At 72.4% G+C, this 17,222-nt stretch carries 14 protein-coding genes; 6 read left to right on the top strand and 8 right to left on the bottom strand.

Annotated elements, in window-relative coordinates; translation table 11 throughout:
• Window positions 1–8 precede the first annotated feature (8 nt).
• Together nrfH and GVV75_RS04235 are read right to left on the bottom strand one after the other, a co-directional pair.
• The gene (gene nrfH / locus GVV75_RS04240) at window positions 9–488 is read right to left on the bottom strand and encodes a cytochrome c nitrite reductase small subunit (RefSeq protein ID WP_159523425.1); all 480 of its coding nucleotides are present in this window, start codon (window positions 486–488) and stop codon (window positions 9–11) included.
• A gap of 189 nt (window positions 489–677) precedes the next feature.
• A complete protein-coding gene (locus GVV75_RS04235; protein WP_159813628.1) occupies window positions 678–3,284 on the bottom strand; it encodes an Rne/Rng family ribonuclease in 2,607 nt (868 codons plus the stop codon).
• A gap of 548 nt (window positions 3,285–3,832) precedes the next feature.
• Here GVV75_RS04235 and GVV75_RS04230 point away from each other — a divergent pair.
• The 5 genes from GVV75_RS04230 to GVV75_RS04210 all read left to right on the top strand — a co-directional run bounded on the left by GVV75_RS04230 (window position 3,833) and on the right by GVV75_RS04210 (window position 12,166).
• Window positions 3,833–5,347, top strand: a complete 1,515-nt coding sequence (locus tag GVV75_RS04230; RefSeq protein WP_159523429.1) for a cytochrome ubiquinol oxidase subunit I — start codon at window positions 3,833–3,835, stop codon at window positions 5,345–5,347.
• A 23-nt stretch (window positions 5,348–5,370) separates the two neighbouring features.
• A complete protein-coding gene (cydB, locus tag GVV75_RS04225; RefSeq protein ID WP_159626203.1) occupies window positions 5,371–6,504 on the top strand; it encodes a cytochrome d ubiquinol oxidase subunit II in 1,134 nt (377 codons plus the stop codon).
• Between the two features lie 181 nt (window positions 6,505–6,685).
• A complete protein-coding gene (gene cydD, locus GVV75_RS04220; protein ID WP_201288701.1) occupies window positions 6,686–8,461 on the top strand; it encodes a thiol reductant ABC exporter subunit CydD in 1,776 nt (591 codons plus the stop codon).
• Complete coding sequence (gene cydC, locus GVV75_RS04215) at window positions 8,458–10,269, top strand: thiol reductant ABC exporter subunit CydC (RefSeq protein ID WP_159813625.1); 1,812 nt, start codon at window positions 8,458–8,460, stop codon at window positions 10,267–10,269. The genes cydD and cydC overlap by 4 nt, the downstream gene beginning before the upstream one ends.
• On the top strand, window positions 10,262–12,166 hold the full coding sequence (locus GVV75_RS04210; protein ID WP_159813623.1) for a sensor histidine kinase: 1,905 nt from the start codon (window positions 10,262–10,264) through the stop codon (window positions 12,164–12,166). The genes cydC and GVV75_RS04210 overlap by 8 nt, the downstream gene beginning before the upstream one ends.
• 41 nt (window positions 12,167–12,207) lie before the next feature.
• Here the strand turns inward: GVV75_RS04210 and GVV75_RS04205 are convergent, their stop codons facing one another.
• The 6 genes from GVV75_RS04205 to coaD form a co-directional block, all read right to left on the bottom strand.
• Complete coding sequence (locus tag GVV75_RS04205) at window positions 12,208–12,864, bottom strand: response regulator (RefSeq protein WP_159523437.1); 657 nt, start codon at window positions 12,862–12,864, stop codon at window positions 12,208–12,210.
• Between the two features lie 33 nt (window positions 12,865–12,897).
• On the bottom strand, window positions 12,898–13,932 hold the full coding sequence (gene mutM / locus GVV75_RS04200) for a bifunctional DNA-formamidopyrimidine glycosylase/DNA-(apurinic or apyrimidinic site) lyase (RefSeq protein ID WP_159813621.1): 1,035 nt from the start codon (window positions 13,930–13,932) through the stop codon (window positions 12,898–12,900).
• A gap of 4 nt (window positions 13,933–13,936) precedes the next feature.
• Window positions 13,937–14,755, bottom strand: a complete 819-nt coding sequence (gene rnc, locus GVV75_RS04195) for a ribonuclease III (protein ID WP_159813619.1) — start codon at window positions 14,753–14,755, stop codon at window positions 13,937–13,939.
• A complete protein-coding gene (locus tag GVV75_RS04190; RefSeq protein ID WP_159813617.1) occupies window positions 14,755–15,312 on the bottom strand; it encodes a YceD family protein in 558 nt (185 codons plus the stop codon). The genes rnc and GVV75_RS04190 overlap by 1 nt, the downstream gene beginning before the upstream one ends.
• Before the next feature lie 106 nt (window positions 15,313–15,418).
• On the bottom strand, window positions 15,419–15,952 hold the full coding sequence (locus GVV75_RS04185) for an ATPase (RefSeq protein WP_159523445.1): 534 nt from the start codon (window positions 15,950–15,952) through the stop codon (window positions 15,419–15,421).
• Between the two features lie 11 nt (window positions 15,953–15,963).
• On the bottom strand, window positions 15,964–16,557 hold the full coding sequence (coaD, locus tag GVV75_RS04180) for a pantetheine-phosphate adenylyltransferase (RefSeq protein ID WP_236263310.1): 594 nt from the start codon (window positions 16,555–16,557) through the stop codon (window positions 15,964–15,966).
• Window positions 16,558–16,649: 92 nt separating this feature from the next.
• On the opposite strand from coaD, the gene rsmD reads away from it, so the two are divergent.
• On the top strand, window positions 16,650–17,222 hold the full coding sequence (rsmD, locus tag GVV75_RS04175) for a 16S rRNA (guanine(966)-N(2))-methyltransferase RsmD (protein WP_159813615.1): 573 nt from the start codon (window positions 16,650–16,652) through the stop codon (window positions 17,220–17,222).

The raw sequence follows: 17,222 nt of genomic DNA, 5'->3' as shown, positions 1-17,222 counted from the left end.
GATCCTCTCTACTCATGGCCAATCCCGGAATGGCAGTGAACGCAGTCGTAGACCTCGTTGCGGTTGAGCGCCCCATGGCGAATGTCATCGGTGACATCGGCGTGGCAGTGCACGCAGGCCTGGTTGGCGACATCCATGTTGACGTCGCGGATGACGATGTTCTCGGGGTAGTCGCCGGTGGTGAACTTCAAGCCGTGGAGGAAGCCGTCCTCCGCCTTCACCCAGTACTTGTGGATGATGTTGTCGTGCGGCAGGTGGCAGTCCCCGCAGGTGGCGGTGTGCCGGTGGTGCCCCGCCTGCCAGGACTTGTACTGGTCCTCCATCACATGGCAGTTGACGCAGGCCTTCGGGTCATTGCTGAGGTAGGAGAACCCCTTGGCGTACACGAAGGTGTAGGCCATCAGCCCGATGAGGATGCCGATCGCGAATGCCACGATCCAACGCAGGATCGCGGCGATGCCAATCCTCCTGACGGTGGCCGCCGCCATTGCCCCTCCCCCGAGTCTGCGCACTTTGCCGGAGGATCATCCCCCCGGTTGATGGCATTGCGTCATCACATCCAATGCTACGGGCTCCTCGGGGGCCCGCCATCACAATGAGGGTCTGGATCCGTGATTCTTCACGTCGATTCCGGCGAAACGCCCAGGCGGTGGGACGTTGGGCCCACCCGGCCCCGATCAGTCGCCGTCGGATTGCGGGGAGGCGTCCTGCGACTGCTCGTGCGCTTGCTCGGCGGCAGCGGCGATCTGAGCGAGGGCCCCGCGGACGGCGGCGCGCGCCGCCTCGTCGTCGCCGGCGTCCTCCGCCTGATCGGAGCGGTTGGCGCTGGTCTTGCCCGAGGCGCGCTCGGAGGGCTTCGCCGAGCCATCCTTACCCTTGCGCCCCTTGCGACCCGATGAGCGGGAGCCCGAGGCGGACAGGTCGGCCTGCTGGTTCTCGACGGGGCTCTCATGGACGATGAAGCCCCGGCCCCCGCAGCAGTCACAGGTGGTGGAGAAGGCCTCGACCAGTCCCTGGCCGACGCGCTTGCGCGTCATCTGCACCAGGCCGAGGGAGGTGACCTCAGTGACCTGGTGGCGGGTGCGGTCCCGGCCCAGGCACTCCACGAGGCGGCGCAGGACGAGGTCGCGGTTGGACTCCAGGACCATGTCGACGAAGTCGATGACGACCATGCCGCCGATGTCCCGCAGGCGCAGTTGGCGGACGATCTCCTCGGCCGCCTCGAGGTTGTTGCGGGTGACCGTCTCCTCCAGGGTGCCGCCGGCGCCGGTGTAGCGGCCGGTGTTGACGTCGATGACGGTCATGGCCTCCGTGCGGTCGATGACGAGAGTGCCGCCGCTGGGCAGCCAGACCTTGCGGTCGAAGCCCTTGGCGAGCTGCTCGTCGATGCGATGGGCGGTGAACACGTCCTCCGGCTCCACCCAGTGCTGGAGGCGATCGGCGAGATCGGGGCTGAGCTCGGTGACGTACTCGGAGATGGTGCGCCAGGCATCCCGTCCCGCCACGACGAGCTGGCCGAAGTCCTCATTGAAGACATCGCGCACGACCCGCAGCGCAAGCTCCGGCTCGCCCTTGAGGAGGACCGGGGCCTTCCCCGAGCCGCCCAGGACGGCCTTGGCGCGCTTGTCGATCGAGGCCCACTGGTCCGCGAGGCGCTTGACGTCAGCGGCGAGCTGCTCCTCCGAGGCGCCCTCGGCGGCGGTTCGCACGATGACGCCGGCGGAGTCGGGGACGACCCGCTTGAGGATCTTCTTCAGGCGGGCCCGCTCGGTGTCGGGCAGCTTGCGCGAGATGCCGGTCATCGTGCCGCCCGGCACGAGCACGAGGTAGCGGCCCGCCAGGGTGATCTGGCTGGTCAGGCGCGCCCCCTTGTGGCCGATGGGGTCCTTGGTGACCTGGACGAGGACGGTGTCTCCGCTGGAGAGGGCGTCCTCGATCCGGCGGGGCTTGCCCTCCATGCCCGCAGCGTCCCAGTTCACCTCGCCGGCGTAGAGAACCGCGTTGCGGCCCTTGCCGAGGTCGACGAAGGCGGCCTCCATCGAGGGCAGGACGTTCTGCACGCGGCCGATATAGATGTTCCCGACCATCGAGGCCTGCGTGTGGCGGGCGACGTAGTGCTCGACGAGCAGGCCGTCCTCCAGTACCGCGATCTGGTTGAGCCCATCCTGCTCGCGCACGATCATGCGCCGGTCGACGCTCTCACGCCGGGCCAGGAACTCGGCCTCGGTGACGATCGGGCGCCGGCGGCCGGCGGCGCGGCCCTCCCGGCGGCGCTGGCGCTTGGCCTCCAGGCGCGTGGAACCCTTGAGGGCGGTGACCTCATCGCGGACGTCCCTGCCCCGGCCCTCCCTGGCCTCGCGGTCGGAGCGGGTGCGCGAGCGGCGACGACGGCGGCGCGAGGAGCCGCCGCCCTCCTCGCTCTGAGCGCCGTCGGAGTCCTCCGCTGCCCCCACCGGCGCGCCCACGGCCCGGCCATCGGGCTCGCCGTCGTCAGCGCCCTCAGCGCCGGGGGCGTCATCGCTGGAGCCGTCCTCGGCAGACTGCGCGCGGGAGCGCCGCCCCCGGCCCCCGCGGCGGCGCTTGCGCCTGCCCTGACCCGACTCGGCCTCCGAGGCGTCATCGGCGGCATCCGCCTCGTTCGCGCCGTCGGGGGACTCGGCGGCCTCATCCTCGGCGGGGATCGGGGCGTCCTGGGGCTCAGGGGAGTCGGCCTCCGGGAGGGCGTCCGCCGCCTTCTTCTTGCGCGAGCGGCGCCCGGCCGGCGCGGTCTCCTCCACGTGCTCGGGCGCGGAGGCCGGGGCCGTCGCCCTGCGACGGCGGCGCCCCTTCCCCGCGGGCGCGGCGGCGTCCTCGGAGGCGGCATCGGGGCCCTGCGGCCCGTCGGCCTGGGCGGCATCATCATCGGCGCCCCGCCCGCGGGCGGCGGGCTGCTCAATGGCGGGCGCCTCCTGCGGGGTCGTCGTGGCCGAGGTGGCCCGGCGGCGGCGCCTGGCGCGGGCGGGGTCGGGCGCCTGGAAGAGCAGGGAGGCGACGGGCAGCATGGGCTGGTCGTCCTGCGAGGCGCCGTCCGGCTCGGCCTCGCGAGCCCCGGCCCTGTCGGCCTCCGGGGCGCGCCGGGGGCTCTTCTCCGCCCGGGACTCGGGCGCGGCCTGGGGGGCCGCAGCAGCGGCAGTCGCCTTGCGGCGCCGGCGCGCCGGCGCGGCGGGGGCCTCCTCGGGCTCGACGGCGCTCATGGGCTCGACGGCCTCGGTGGCGGCTTCGTTGGTCTTCTTGGCTCGTGGCATCGTGTGCACTCTCCGGATGCCCGCGCACCGCCCGTACTCGCGGCGCCGGGGCGCTGTCAGCCCCTCGGCGAGGGGCAGAGAAAGTCTGCGTCTGCGCCGTGTGGCGCCGGCTCGTCGGGGCACCCGCTCGGCGCGGGAGTGCGGCGGCGCGCGATGCGGCGCAAGTCTCCACTGCCGGGGTAGCCGACGAGGGTCGGGCACCGACCACCTGTACGAGGGGGGTCGGGGCCGGGTCAGAGTATTCCACACCCCCTGGCGCCCGACGGCGCGGCCGGGCCTATCACGCCCGAGGCGTAGCGCACGTCGGCCTCCGCGGCGGTTCCGCCCAGGGGCTCCGCGAGATCTGACCACACCGTCGGGAGGCCCCGCCGGGGCGCCGCAGGGCCGGCCCACCAAAAACGGCGAGAAACAGGGCCTCGCGCGCCATCGAAATCGCGACGCGGCGTCAGCGCGTGCCCTACACTGACACCGACCCCGCCCCTATGCGCCGCCATCACACCAAATGGCGTCACTTATATTTCCGTTCACCTCTTCCGAAAGGTGCGATCATGACCCTCGCGCCGATGGCGCTGGACTCCCTCGACCTGGCTCGATGGCAGTTCGGTATCACCACGGTCTATCACTTCATCCTGGTCCCCCTGACGATCGGCCTGTCCCCGCTCGTCGCCCTCATGGAGACCATCTACCTGCGCACCGGCAACGAGCAGTGGAAGGTCGCCACCAAGTTCTTCGGCAAGATCCTGCTCATCAACTTCGCCCTGGGCGTGGCCACCGGCATCGTCCAGGAGTTCCAGTTCGGGATGAACTGGTCGGAGTACTCGCGGTTCGTCGGCAACATCTTCGGCGCCCCGCTGGCCTTCGAGGCGCTCCTGGCCTTCTTCATGGAGTCAACCTTCCTGGGCCTGTGGATCTTCGGATGGGACCGCCTGTCCCCCAAGCTGCACAACCTGTGCATGTGGCTGGTCGCCCTGGGCACCAACGTCTCGGCGTTCTTCATCCTGGCGGCCAACTCCTGGATGCAGCACCCCGTGGGCGCCGTCCTCAACCCGGAGACCGGGCGCGCCGAGCTCGACGGCGTCAACGGGTTCCTCAAGGTGCTGGGCAGCCCGCTGCTGTGGACCACCCTGGCCCACACCATCTCCAGCGCCTTCCTCGTGGCGGGGGCCGTCATCGTGGGAGTCGCCGTGTGGTGGATGACCCGCGCGGTGCGCGCCGGCCAGGACTTCGAGGCCCGGCAGTTGTGGCGGCGGCTCACCCGCTTCGGGGCAGTCACCATGATCATCTCCGGCCTGCTGTGCGCCGCCTCGGGCCACGCCCAGGGGCAGATCATCACGGAGGTCCAGCCCGCCAAGATGGCCGCCGCCGAGATGCTGTGCGAGTCTCAGAAGGGGGCCGGATTCACCGTCGCGGCCTTCGGCTCGTGCACCGACGGCACGGCGTCGCACCTCCTGACGATCCCCGGCGTCTACTCCTTCATGGCCACCAACGACCCGCAGGCCAAGGTCATGGGCCTCAAAGACGCCCAGGCCATGTACGAGCAGAAGTTCGGCCCGGGCAACTACACGCCCAACGAGATGATCACCTTCTGGACCTTCCGCCTCATGATCGGGCTCGGCATGATCTCCGTGGCCATCGGCGCCGTCGCGCTGTGGCTCATCCGGCGCGACCGGCTCATCGGCAGCCCGGCCCTGGGCAAGGCGGCCCTGTGGACGATGTGGCTGCCCTTCATCGCCTGCTCCTTCGGCTGGATCTTCACGGAGATGGGCCGCCAGCCCTGGCTCATCGCCCCCAACCTGGCCGACCCGGTCTCCCAGGTCTACATGCGCACCGCCGACGGGGTCTCCACCGTGGTCTCCTCGGGAACCGTCCTGGCCTCCATGGTGATCTTCACCCTCCTCTACGCGATCCTGGGGGTCATCTGGTTCTACCTCCTGCGCCGCTACATCCACGAGGGCGTGCGCACCCCGGTCGATCCGGCGACCGCCTCCACGTCCAAGGCCTCCGGGCAGAGTGAATCCACGAGGACCGCGGGCGCCCCCGCCCTGCTGTCCTTCGAGTACTGAAGTCGGGAAGGAAGAACACGACCATGACGCTCTCGGCTCTCTGGTTCATCCTTATCGCCGTCCTGTGGACCGGCTACCTCGCCCTTGAGGGCTTCGACTTCGGAGTCGGCATGCTCCTGAGGATCCTCGGCCGCGACGAGCGCGAGCGCCGCGCCATGATGGGGACGATCGGGCCTCACTGGGACGGCAACGAGGTCTGGCTGCTCACCGCCGGCGGCGCGACCTTCGCCGCCTTCCCGGAGTGGTACGGCACCCTCTTCTCCGGCGCTTATCTGCCGCTGTTCCTCATCCTGCTGTGCCTGATCGTGCGCATCTGCGCCATCGAGTGGCGCATCAAGATCAACTCCCAGCGCTGGCGGGACTGGTGGGACTGGGCCCACACGATCAGCGCGTGGATTCCCGCCGTGCTGTGGGGCGTGGCCTTCGCCAACCTGGTGCAGGGCATGAAGATCGAGGTCATCGAGACGGCGAGCAGGGCGGCCGTGGACCCGTCACGCGTCCCGGCCGGCTCGCTTCTGCGCGGAGCCTCGCATCAGCTCACCGGAGGATTCTTCTCGCTGCTCACCCCGTTCACCCTTCTGGGCGGCGCGGTGACCTGCGCGCTCTTCCTCACCCATGGCGCGCTGTTCACCGCCCTGAAGACCACCGGGGCGCTTCGCGAGCGCGCCAGCTCCTTCGCCGTGCGCTCCGGCTGCGCCTCCACGGCGCTCACCGCAGTGTGGGCCCTGTGGGCGCAGGTGGCTTACTCCCCCAACGCCTTGGCCTGGCTGCCGCTCATCGTCGCCGCCGCCAGCCTCGTCGGCTCCCTGCTTATGAGCCACCGCGGCCGCTTCGGGATGGCGTTCGGGCTGCACTTCGCGGCGATCGCCTTCGCCGTGGCGTTCATCTTCTCCGCCATGGCGCCCGATGTCATGCGCTCGTCCATCGACCCGGCCTACTCCCTGACGATCCAGCAGGCGGCCTCCGCCGATGTCACCCTGCTGATCATGACGGTGGCGGCCGCCGTGTTCGTCCCGGTCGTGCTGTTCTACACGATCTGGTCCTACAAGGTGTTCGCCGGGCGCGTCAGCGTCGAGGACATCACCCCCGGCGTGGGCGGCCTGCATCCCACGAAGGTGCGCGACTCCGCCCAGCCCGAGGCCGTGATCGGCTACTGAGCCCTACCCACCCGCGCGCCGGGGAAGGCCCTTTGCGGGGAGGACCCGCGCACCGCGCATGATGATCGCCGCTCGGCCTCGATGGGCCGAGCGGCGATCATCGTCACGCCGCGCAGTCGCCCTGCAAAATAGTCAACCCCTATAAACCGTTGTTCAAGAGCCTCCCCCTAGGATGGACGCCGTGAAACCCCTTGACCCACGCCTCATGCGCTACGCGCGCTCCGCTAGGCGCTACGTGGTCCTGACCGCTGCGACAGGCGTCCTCACAGCGGTTCTCGTGGTCGCCCAGGCCTGGCTCATCTCCCGGATCATCTCCCCCGTCATCCTCGACCAGGCCAGCCTGGGCGAGCAGGGAGGCCTGATCGCGGCGCTGGCCGGCGTGGCGGCAGCGCGCGCGCTGGTCGTGCTCGTCCAGGAGGGCCGGGCCCACCGGGCGGCCACCTCCACGATCATCGAGCTTCGGCGCCTCGTCCTGGCCCGCGCGGCGGCGCTCGGCCCCCGGTGGCAGTCCGCCCACGGCGCCGACACCACGACCCTCCTTACCAGAGGGCTGGATGACCTCGAGCCCTACTTCGTCCGCTACCTGCCCCAGCTCCTCCTGGCCGCCACCGTCACCCCGATGACCGGCGCTGTGATGCTCGCGGCCGACATCCCGTCGACCATCGCCGTCGTGCTCACGATCCCCCTCATCCCGGTGTTCATGATCCTCATCGGCCGTCTGACCCAGAAGCATTCCACGCAGCGCCTCGCCGCGATGGAGCAACTGGGATCCCAGGTGCTCGACCTCATCGCGGGCCTGCCGACGCTCAAGGCCCTGGGCCGCGAGATCGGCCCGGTCAAGCGCGTGCGGGCACTGGGCGAGGCCTACAACGCCACCACGATGTCCACCCTGCGCGTCGCCTTCCTGTCCGGCGCGGTCCTCGAGTTCATCACCACGCTGTCGGTCGCGATCATCGCCGTCGAGGTCGGATTCCGGCTCCTGTACGGCGACCTCGACCTGGCCACCGGCCTCCTCGTCATCATGATCGCCCCGGAGATCTTCAACCCCCTGCGCCAAGTGGGCTTCCACTTCCATGCCTCCGCCAACGGCGTGGCCGCCGCCGAGGCCGTTTTCTCCATTCTCGAGACCCCCGTCCCGGAGCGCGGCACCACTGCCGCGCCCTCCCTCGCCACCGCCACCATCCGCGTCGAGGACCTGTCTGTCGCCGCCCGGGGCGCCTGGGCGCCCCACGCCCTCACCGCCGTCATCCGCCCCGGCCGGCTCGTGGCGCTCACCGGTGACTCCGGGGCCGGCAAGACCACCACCGCCCAGGTCCTCCTCGGCCTTCTGCCCCCCGACCGCGGCCGCGTGCTCATCAGCCCCCCGCCCGGCGATTCCCCAGGGGCGCTCGCCGACGCGCCCATCGACCTGGCGGACATCGACCCCACCACCTGGTGGGAGCAGATCTCCTGGGTGCCCCAGCGCCCAGCCATCCTGCCGGGAACGATCCTCGACCACGTCCTGGGCGAGGATGAGGCCGCCGCGCTCGAGGCCGCCGGCGCCCCCATTCCCGGGGCGGTCGAGCGGGCCGCGACCCAGACCGGTCTCGATGAGGTCATCGCCTCCCTGGAGCGCGGTTGGCTGACCCCAATCGGCCAGGGCGGGGTCGGCCTGAGCGTCGGCCAGCGCCAGCGCCTCGCGCTCACCCGCGCCCTCCTGGCGCCCAGGCCCCTCGTCGTGCTCGACGAGCCCACGGCCCACCTCGACGCCGCCAGCGAGGCCCATGTGCTGCGGGCCGTCGAGGCGCTTCGGGCCGCTGGGCGGACGATCATCGTCATCGCCCACCGTCAGGCCCTCATCGCCATCGCCGACGACGTCATCGAGGTCCGCTCGGCCCTCGATCTCGACGCCGCGATGACCGCGCCCGGCGAGGCGATCGCCGCGAGCGCCCCCGCTGGGACCGGTGAGGGGCGATGAGCGTGCTCCCGTCCCCCCTCACCATCGACGAGCGGCGAGCGCTGCGGCGCGCCGTGGACCTGCTCGGGCTCGACCGCCGCCGGTTCGCCATGTCCGTCATCGCCGGGGCCCTGGGCCTGGGCAGCGCCGTCAGCCTCAGCGCCGTGGCCGCATGGCTCATCGCGCGGGCGGCCGAGATCCCCGATATCGCCGCGCTCGGCGTGGCGCCCGTCGCGGTGCGGCTCTTCGGCACCTCGCGCTCGGTCCTGCGCTACTGCGAGCGCCTCATCTCGCACTCCACCGCCCTGAGCGGGATGAGCGCGCTGCGCGCCCGCCTCTATGAGACCCTGGCCGGCTCGCGCACCGACACAGTGGCGGGGCTGCGCCGCGGCGATGTCCTGGCCCGTGTGGGAGCGGACATCGACGCCGTCGGGGATATCGTCATCCGCGCCTACCTGCCCATGGCCATAGCCATCGCCGTGAGCACGGGGACCGTGGCGGGGATCACGATCGTCCACTGGCCCGCGGGTCTCATCCTCGCCGCCTGCCTGTTCCTGTCCGGGATCGTCGGGCCGGCCATCACCATCCGCTCGGCCAGGGCGGCCGAGTTGGCGCGCCAGGAGCAGGCAACGGATCTTTCTGCCCATGCGCTTACCGCCATCGAGTCCGGATCCGAACTCAGCGTCTCGGGGCGCATGCCGCGGCTCATGGAGGAGGTGGCGCGCGCCGAGAAGCGCCTTGCCGCCTCCCGTGACGCGGGGGCCCAGCCAGCGGCGGTCGCCGCCGCGCTGGATATCGCCGCCCTGGGACTGGCCGTCATCGGCGCCCTCCTGACGGGGATACCCGCGGTGAGCAGTGGACAGCTCTCGCCGGTCATGCTGGCCGTCATCGTCCTAGTGCCCCTGTCCGCCTTCGAGGCGGTCGCCGCGCTCGGCCCGGCCAGCGTCCAGCTCGTCCGCTCGGCGGGAGCCGCCCGGCGCGTCGTCGAGCTCGTGGAGGCCGCGGAGGCCTCCGCCGCCCGCGTGCCCGAGCCGTCACCCCTCCCCGGGGTCGTGGAGGGAGGGCCCCGGCTGCGCGCCCGGGGCCTGTCCGTCGGCTGGCCCGCAGGGCCGGTCGTCGCCTCGGGCATCGACCTCGACCTGGCCCCCGGGCGCCGCCTGGCGATCATCGGTCCCTCCGGAATCGGCAAGACCACCCTGCTGCTCACCCTCGCCGGGCTCATCGAGCCCAAGGCCGGCGAGATCACGATCGACGGCGCTCCCCCCTGGGGCGCCGAGCGACGGGACGTGGCCGGCCGGCTCACGCTCACCGCGGAGGACGCCCACGTCTTCGGCACCAGCGTCCTGGAGAACCTCAGGGTGGCCGACGGAACCCTGGCGCCCGAGCGCGCCACCGCGCTCCTCGAGCGGGCGGGGCTGGCATCCTGGCTCGATGCCCTGCCCGCGGGGCTCGACACGCCCCTGGGCACCGGGGCCACCGGCATCTCAGGCGGGGAGCGGCGCCGACTGCTCCTGGCCCGAGCCCTGGCCGCCCCCGCGCCGCTGCTCCTCATCGACGAGCCCGGGGAGCATCTCGACGCCGCCACAGCCGACCGTCTCGTGGCCGATCTGCTGGACGCCGGCAGCCGGGAGCGGGGCGTCCTGCTCATCACGCACCGGCTGAGCGCCCTGGCGGGTGCCGACGAGATCCTCGTGCTGGGCCGCCCGGGGAAATCGGACCGCGATCGCGGCGAGCCCGCCACCGTCCTGGCGCGCGGCACGCATGAGGAACTCATGAGGAACTCTCAGGCCTACCGCTGGTCGCTCTCGCAGGAGGACGCCGATGACTGAGCATGACGAGGCTCGGGAGCCGCGCCCAGGTGGCCCCCTGGCCTACGCCGTACACGCCCACCAGGCGCCCGCGGCGGCCAGGGGGGGCCGGGACGATGGGCCGCCCTGGGAGCGCGCGGCCGACGTCGTCCAGGCGGCCCTGCGCCTGACCAGCTCGCTGCGGGTCACCGAGGCGCTGCGGCGCCTGGTGGACTCGGCCTGCTCGATCACCGGCGCCGCATGGGGCACGATCGCCGTGAGCAAGGACGCCGTCGTCGAACCTGACGCGGCCGCTCCCCCGTCCACCGGCCGGGTCCCCAACCTCGTGGGGGATCGCCCCGAGATCCTCCAGAGGGTCCTCGGCGGCGCCCCTGCCATCGAAGACCCGGATGCTCCCGGCCTCATGGACGGAAGGCCGGTCGAGGGCGTCCCCCGGGGCGTCGTCGTCGTCAACGACCTGTCGGGCACCACCGCGTTCACCGGGGTCATCGAGGGGGAGGAGCCCGGTGCCATGCTGTCGGTGCCGGTCCGCGCCCACGGGCGGCTCTTCGGCCGCCTCTACCTGGGCGACCGCCCGGGGGGCTTCGGGCGCGCCGACATCCACGCCGTGGTGACACTCGCCGAGGCGGCTGCCATCGCCGTCGAGAACGCCCGCCTGTACCGCCAGGCCCGGGACCGCGAGCAGTGGATGGCCCTGTCCCAGGAGATCACCACCCTCCTGCTGTCCGGGGCGGAGCAGGACGACGCCCTCACCCTCATCGCGCGACGCGTGCGGGAGGTGGCCCACGCCGGCACCTCCGCCCTCGTGCTGCCCAGCGTGGGCGACACCTGGATCTGCGAGATCGCCGATGGGCACCATGCCGACGAACTCATCGGCACCTACTTCCCTCCCACCGGGCGCGCCATGTCCACCCTCGCGCGGCGCACCGGCCTGATCGTCCCCTCTCTCATCGACGCCTGGGGCGCGGCGGATCTCAAGGTGGAGGCGCTGGCGCGCTTCGGCCCGGCGCTCTACGCCCCGATGATCCACCGCGACCGGGGGGTCGGCGTCATGCTGCTGCTGCGCGAGCCCGGGGAGGCCCCCTTCACGCAGCACGACCTGGAGATCGCCGAGCTCGTCGCGGGTCAGGCCACCATGGCCTTCGAGCTCGCCGACGCCCAGCACGCCGAGGAGATGGCCAACCTCCTCGATGAGCGCGCCCGCATCGGGCGGGACCTCCACGACCTGGCGATCCAGCAACTCTTCGCCACCGGGATGCGGGTGACGGCCGCCCGGGACCGCCTGCGCGAGGATGACGCCGATTGCGAGGCGATGCGCGGCATCCTGGACTCGGTCCTGTCCGCCGTCGACGACTCGGTGAGCCAGATCCGCGCCATCGTTCACTCCTTGCGGGACCGCGATGAGGAGGTCGGCCTCGTCGAGAGGCTGCGGCGTGAGGCCTCCCTGGCGCGCACCTCGCTCGGCTTCGCGCCCTCCCTGCTCATCACCGTCGACGGCCACTCCCTCACCGAGGAGGGCGGGGGCGCCCACCCCGAGTTGTCAGGGGCGATCGCCGCCTCCGTGGATGACGACGTCGCCGATGACATGGTCGCCGTCGTGCGGGAGGGGCTGAGCAACGTGGCCCGCCACGCCCGGGCCTCCTCGGCGACGATCCACGTGCGGATCAACGGCGTGCTACCGGCCTCCGAGCGCATCGAGGAGAGCTGGGCGGGCATGTCCGGGCCGCTCGTCGCGATCGCCTGCCGCGACGACGGCATCGGGGTGGATCCCGCGGTCACGCGCCGCTCCGGGACCGCCAACATGGCCGAGCGGGCCAGGCGCCACGGCGGCAACTTCTCCATCGGGCCCAGGGCGCGCTCGGATGGACCCCGACGGGGGACGATCTTCACCTGGATCGTACCGCTGGACCACGCCTAGATCCGGGGCCACGGGCCGCCCAGCCGGGCCCGGGCGGAGTCTCAGTTCTTGTTGCGCCAGCCGGAGGCCCGCTGCCCCGCCACCCATGCGGCCACCTGCGTGCGGCGCTGGAGGCCCATCTTGGCCAGTAGCGAGGTGATGTGGTTCTTGACGGTCTTCTCCGCCACGCCCAGCCTCTCGCCGATCTCCCTGTTGGACAGGCCGTCGCCGATGAGCTCAAGGACCTTGCGCTCGGCGTTGGTGAGCTCGGCGGTGGGGTCATCGTGGTCGGCGCGGCGGCGCGTGACCGTGCGCTCATCCAGCAGGACGCGGCCGGAGGCCACCGCGCGCACGACGTCGCTGATCTCCGCGCCGTGCACGGTCTTGAGCAGGTAGGCGCGAGCCCCGAGCTCCAGCGCCTCGGCGAGGGCCTCATCGTCGTCGAAGGAGGTCAGGACGATGGGCAGGGCGGTGGGCACGGAGTCGCGGATCTCCCGCATGACCTCGATACCGGTGCCGTCGGGCAGCTGGAGGTCGACGAGCATGACGTCGGGGCGCACGAGCTCGGCACGGCGCACGGCCTCCGCCTTCGAGGCGGCCTCGGCCACGACCTCCATGCCATCGGCTCGATCGATGATCTCGGCGATCCCGCGGCGGACGATCTCGTGGTCGTCCACGATCATGACGCGGACCGTCCCGGGCGTTGCAGCATTCGGCATGAGCCTGACACTAGCAGCGTCTGAGGACCTACGTCACAAAGGCCGTCCCGCGCGGGTCACCCGCGCGTCCCGCGCACGCCTCTGACAGCGGGGGCAGGACGTGTGGGAGCGCCCGCCGATCACCTCGGAGCGGAGGGTGGCGCCGCAGCGCCGGCACTCGCGACCCGCCCGCCCGTAGACGGCCAGCGACCGCGCGAAATAGCCGGGGGCGCCCTCGGCGTCGACGTACAGCGCGTCGAAACTGGTGCCTCCCACGGCCAGGGCCCGCTCCATCACGCCCCCCGTGGCCCTCAGGACGCGCTCCACCGCCTGCCGGCTGAGAGCGCAGGTCCGCCGCGAGCCGTGGACTCCCCCGTGCCACAGCCCCTCGTCGGCGTAGATGTTGCCGATCCCGGAAATGATGCCCTGATCCAGGAGGACGGTCTTAATGGCGCGGCGCGAGGAGCGGGCCCTGGCGACGGCGGCCTCCCAGTCCAGGGCCGGGTCCAGGAGGTCGCGGGCGATGTGGGCGGCATCGGCGGGGACCAGCGGCTCCGGCGAGCCCTGCCCGCCCGGGGCGCCATCAAGGGTGGGCACGAGTTCGGTGACGCGCATGCCGCCGAGCATCCGCTGGTCAACGAGGTCCAGCGCCGCACCGCCGGGGGCATCCCCGGGCCGGGAGGCCAAGAGCAGCCGGATGCGCAGGTGCCGAGGGTGGGAGGACAGATCGCGCACGAGGCTCGGGGCGCGAGTGGCGGTCAGGTCCGGCGGCGACTCGCCCGAAGGGCTGAGAGGAGCCCCGGGCGCGGCGGCCGCCGGGGCGGCGGTCCCGCGCACGAGGAGCTGGCCGCTCATGCCGAGGTGGGCCGACAGGGCCCGCCCGTCGTCGAAGGGGAGCCACAGGAACTTGCCCCGGCGCACGGCGCCGGTGATCACGCGCCCGCGCAGCGCCTGGGCGAAGGCCTCCGGCCCGCCTTCCTGGCGGCGCAGGGGCCGGGGATCGAGGATCTCGACGTCGGCGACGCGCCGTCCCGTCAGGTGCCGGGCGAGGCCCGCGCGGACGGACTCGACCTCGGGGAGCTCGGGCACGGGCTCAGTCCCTTGTGCGCGCGGTCGTCCGCGCAGTGGCCGCGCGCCGCGAGTGGTCGGCCAGGTCCTGCCTGAGGGCCTCGTTGACGCCGGGCAGATCGAGGCCGCCATCGCCCTTGGCGGCGAGGATCGCGGCGTAGGCGGCCTCGGCGGCGGCGTGCTCGGCGATCTTCTTGGAGCGGCCCTCGCCCTCGCCCATCACCTCGCCGTCGATGATGGCGCGCGCGGAGAAGGAGCGGTCGTGGTCTGGGCCGACGCCGTCGACCGAGAAGGAGGGCAGGCCCATGGAGTGGGCGGCCGCGAGCTCTTGGAGACTGGTCTTCCAGTCCAGTCCGGCGCCGCGGGTGCGGGCGGTGGCCAGGAAGCGGGAGACGAGCCTCTCGACGACGGCGCGCGTGGGCTCCAGGCCGGCCGTCAGGTAGGTGGCGCCGATGAGGGCCTCGACAGTGTCGGAGAGGATGGAGGCGCGGTCCCTCCCCCCGGAGAGGGCCTCCCCCTTGCCGAGCTTGATGAACTCCCCCAGGCCCAGGTCGCGGGCCACGGCGGCCAGGGCCGGCTCGGAGACGGTGGCGGCGCGCATCTTGGCGAGCTGGCCCTCCGGGGAGTCGGGGTGGGAGCGGAAGAGCCGCTCGGTGACGACGATGCCGAGCACGGAGTCGCCGAGGAACTCCAGGCGCTCATTGGTGGGCAGGCCGCCATTCTCATGGGCCCAGGAGCGGTGGGTCAGGGCGAGGTCCAGCAGGTCGGGGTCGATCCGCTCGCCCCAGCGGTACAGGAGCGTCTCGACGTCGTCACGGGCGGGGGGCGGGGTGCGGCGCCCCATCAGTCCCGCTCCTCGTCGGAGCCGGGCAGCAACTCGGACAGGGCGGCCCAGCGGGAGTCGATGATGTCGTGGTGATGGTCGGCGGGCAGGTCGTCGAGCCGCTCCCCGCACTGCGAGCACAAGCCCGCGCAGTCGGGGCGGCACAGGGGGCGCATGGGCAGGCCCAGGATGAGGGCGTCCCGTAGGGCCGGCTCGAGGTCGATGGTGGTCTCCCCGGCCACGAAGAGGTCGTCGGCCTCCTCATCCTCCTCGTCAGCGCGGGCCTCGGCGACCTTGTTAGGCAGGAGGTAGAGCTCGTCGAAGGTGATCTCCCGATCCTCGTCGATGCTGGTCAGGCAGCGCACGCACTCGCCGTGGATGCGCGCCTGGGCGGTGCCGCGAACGAGCACGCCGTCCTCCATCGAGACCAGGGCGGCGTCGACGACCAGGGGGCTGCCGGGCTCCGCCCCGATGACCTCGGCGCCCAGGTCCTCGGGCGCGACCAGGTCGAGGTGGACCTGCTTGGTGGCGCCGATGGTCGGTGGCAGGTCGAGGATGTCGACGACGAGTCCGTTCATGATTCCTCCAGGAGTGCGAACGCGCCGAATGTACTCGCTGGGCGGCGCCCCGCGCGCGCTCTGATGGCGAGCGCCGCCGTGAGAAGGACCCCTCGCGCCGGTGGCGTCACCACGACGAGCGCTGGGAGTCTGAGGAGTCGCCCTGGCCTCCGATGATGCCGTCCCAGGCGCCCAGGCGGGAGGCGAGGACCTCGCGCCCGGAGCGGATCTGCTCGGAGATCTTGGCGATCTCGGCCTCCAGGGTGGCCAGGGAGCGGTCGGAGTACTCATCGGCGCCCCTGCGCAGGGAGGAGGCGCGCTCCTCGGCGGCGGCGATGATCTCGTCGGCGCGGTCATTAGACATGCGCACGATGTTCTCCCCCGCCACGATCTGCTCGGCCTCCTCGTGGGCGTGGACCACGATGCGCTCGGCCTCGTCATGGCTGCGAGCCAGGACGGCGTCGGCGTCGGCGACGATCGCCTGGGCGCGGTGGATGGCGGTGGGCACGGAGCGGCGGGCGCGGTCGATGAGGTCGAGGGCGTCGTCCCGGTTGACGATCGCCGAGGCGCTCATCGGCATGGAGCGCGCGGTGGCGATGAGCTCGTCGAGGGCGTCGAGGATGTCGAGGAGGTCATCTGACGCGTCGTGCTGCTTGGTCACGGCTGAGTCCTTCAGGATCGGGCGGGTGAGGTGGTCTGAGGGCCCGGGTGCGGGCGGTCAGGGCCCGGCAGTGGTGCCAGGCGCTGGCACAGCGCGGTGGCAACGGCCGGCGGGACGTAGGGGGCGATGTCGCCGCCGTGGGCTGCGATGTCCTTGACCAGGGAGGAGGAGACGTGGGCGTGGGCCGGGGAGGCGATGAGCAGGACCGTCTCGGGCCCGCCGAGCTCCCGGTTGGCCAGCGCCATGGGCGCCTCGGCGTCGAGGTCGGCACCGTTGCGCAGGCCCTTGACGATGGCCCTGGCCCCTCGCTCCCGGCAGAAGTCGGCGAGCAGCCCGGGGATGATCTCGACGCGCGCGCCCTCGATGCCCTCGACGGCGCCGCGGGCGAGTCTCACGCGGGTGTCGATGTCGAGCAGGTGGCGCCCGGCCTTGGCGGCGTTGTGGGCGATGCCGAGGATGACCTCGTCGAAGAGGGCGGCCGCACGGCGGATGACATCCAGGTGCCCCAGGGTGATGGGGTCGAAACTGCCCGGGTAGACCGCCAGGGCGCTCGCGAGGGGCGCCGCCGGCGGGGGCGGTGGGGCGGACTCGGACGGCATGGGCATGGCCCCACGCTAGCGGCGGGGCCGGCGCGCGTGCGGGACGCGCGCCGGAGGGAGCCGGGCGGGCCGACGCGGGGTCGCGTAGGCTCCGGCCCATGACGAGGATCGTGGCGGGCAGCGCCGGTGGCCGGCGGCTTGAGGTGCCGGTGTCGGGGACACGCCCCACCTCCGAGCGCGTGCGCGAGGCCCTGTTCTCCCGCCTGGAGCACCTGGGGGTGGTCGATGGCGCTCGCGTGCTGGACCTGTGCGCGGGCTCGGGGGCCCTGGGACTGGAGGCGGCGAGCCGAGGGGCCGTCGAGGTGGCGCTGGTGGATTCGGCGCCGGGCGCGGTGGCCGCGTGCCGGCGCAACGCGCGCTCACTGGGGTTGGCGGGCGTGCGGGCGGTCAAGGCGAGCGCCGCGGGGTATCTGGCCGGCGTCGCGGGGGCGCCGGTGGACCTGGTGCTCATCGATCCGCCCTACGGCATGGACGCGGCGGGCCTCGGCGCGATCCTCGCCCCGCTGACGCGCGCGGAGGACCCGTGGCTGGCCGAGGCCTCGGTGGTCGTCGTCGAGCGGGCCGCGCGCTCGGGCGAGCCGGAGTGGCCCGCGGGCCTGCGCCGCTTCGCCTTGAAGAAGTACGGCGAGACCACGGTCTGGTTCGCCGAGCCCGACCCCGACGACGGCTGA

It is taken from the genome of Actinomyces sp. zg328, from assembly GCF_009829635.1.
Classification (GTDB): domain Bacteria; phylum Actinomycetota; class Actinomycetes; order Actinomycetales; family Actinomycetaceae; genus Actinomyces; species Actinomyces marmotae.
Note: the sequence above shows the minus strand (reverse complement) of the source record. Positions and strands in the feature narration are given on the sequence as shown.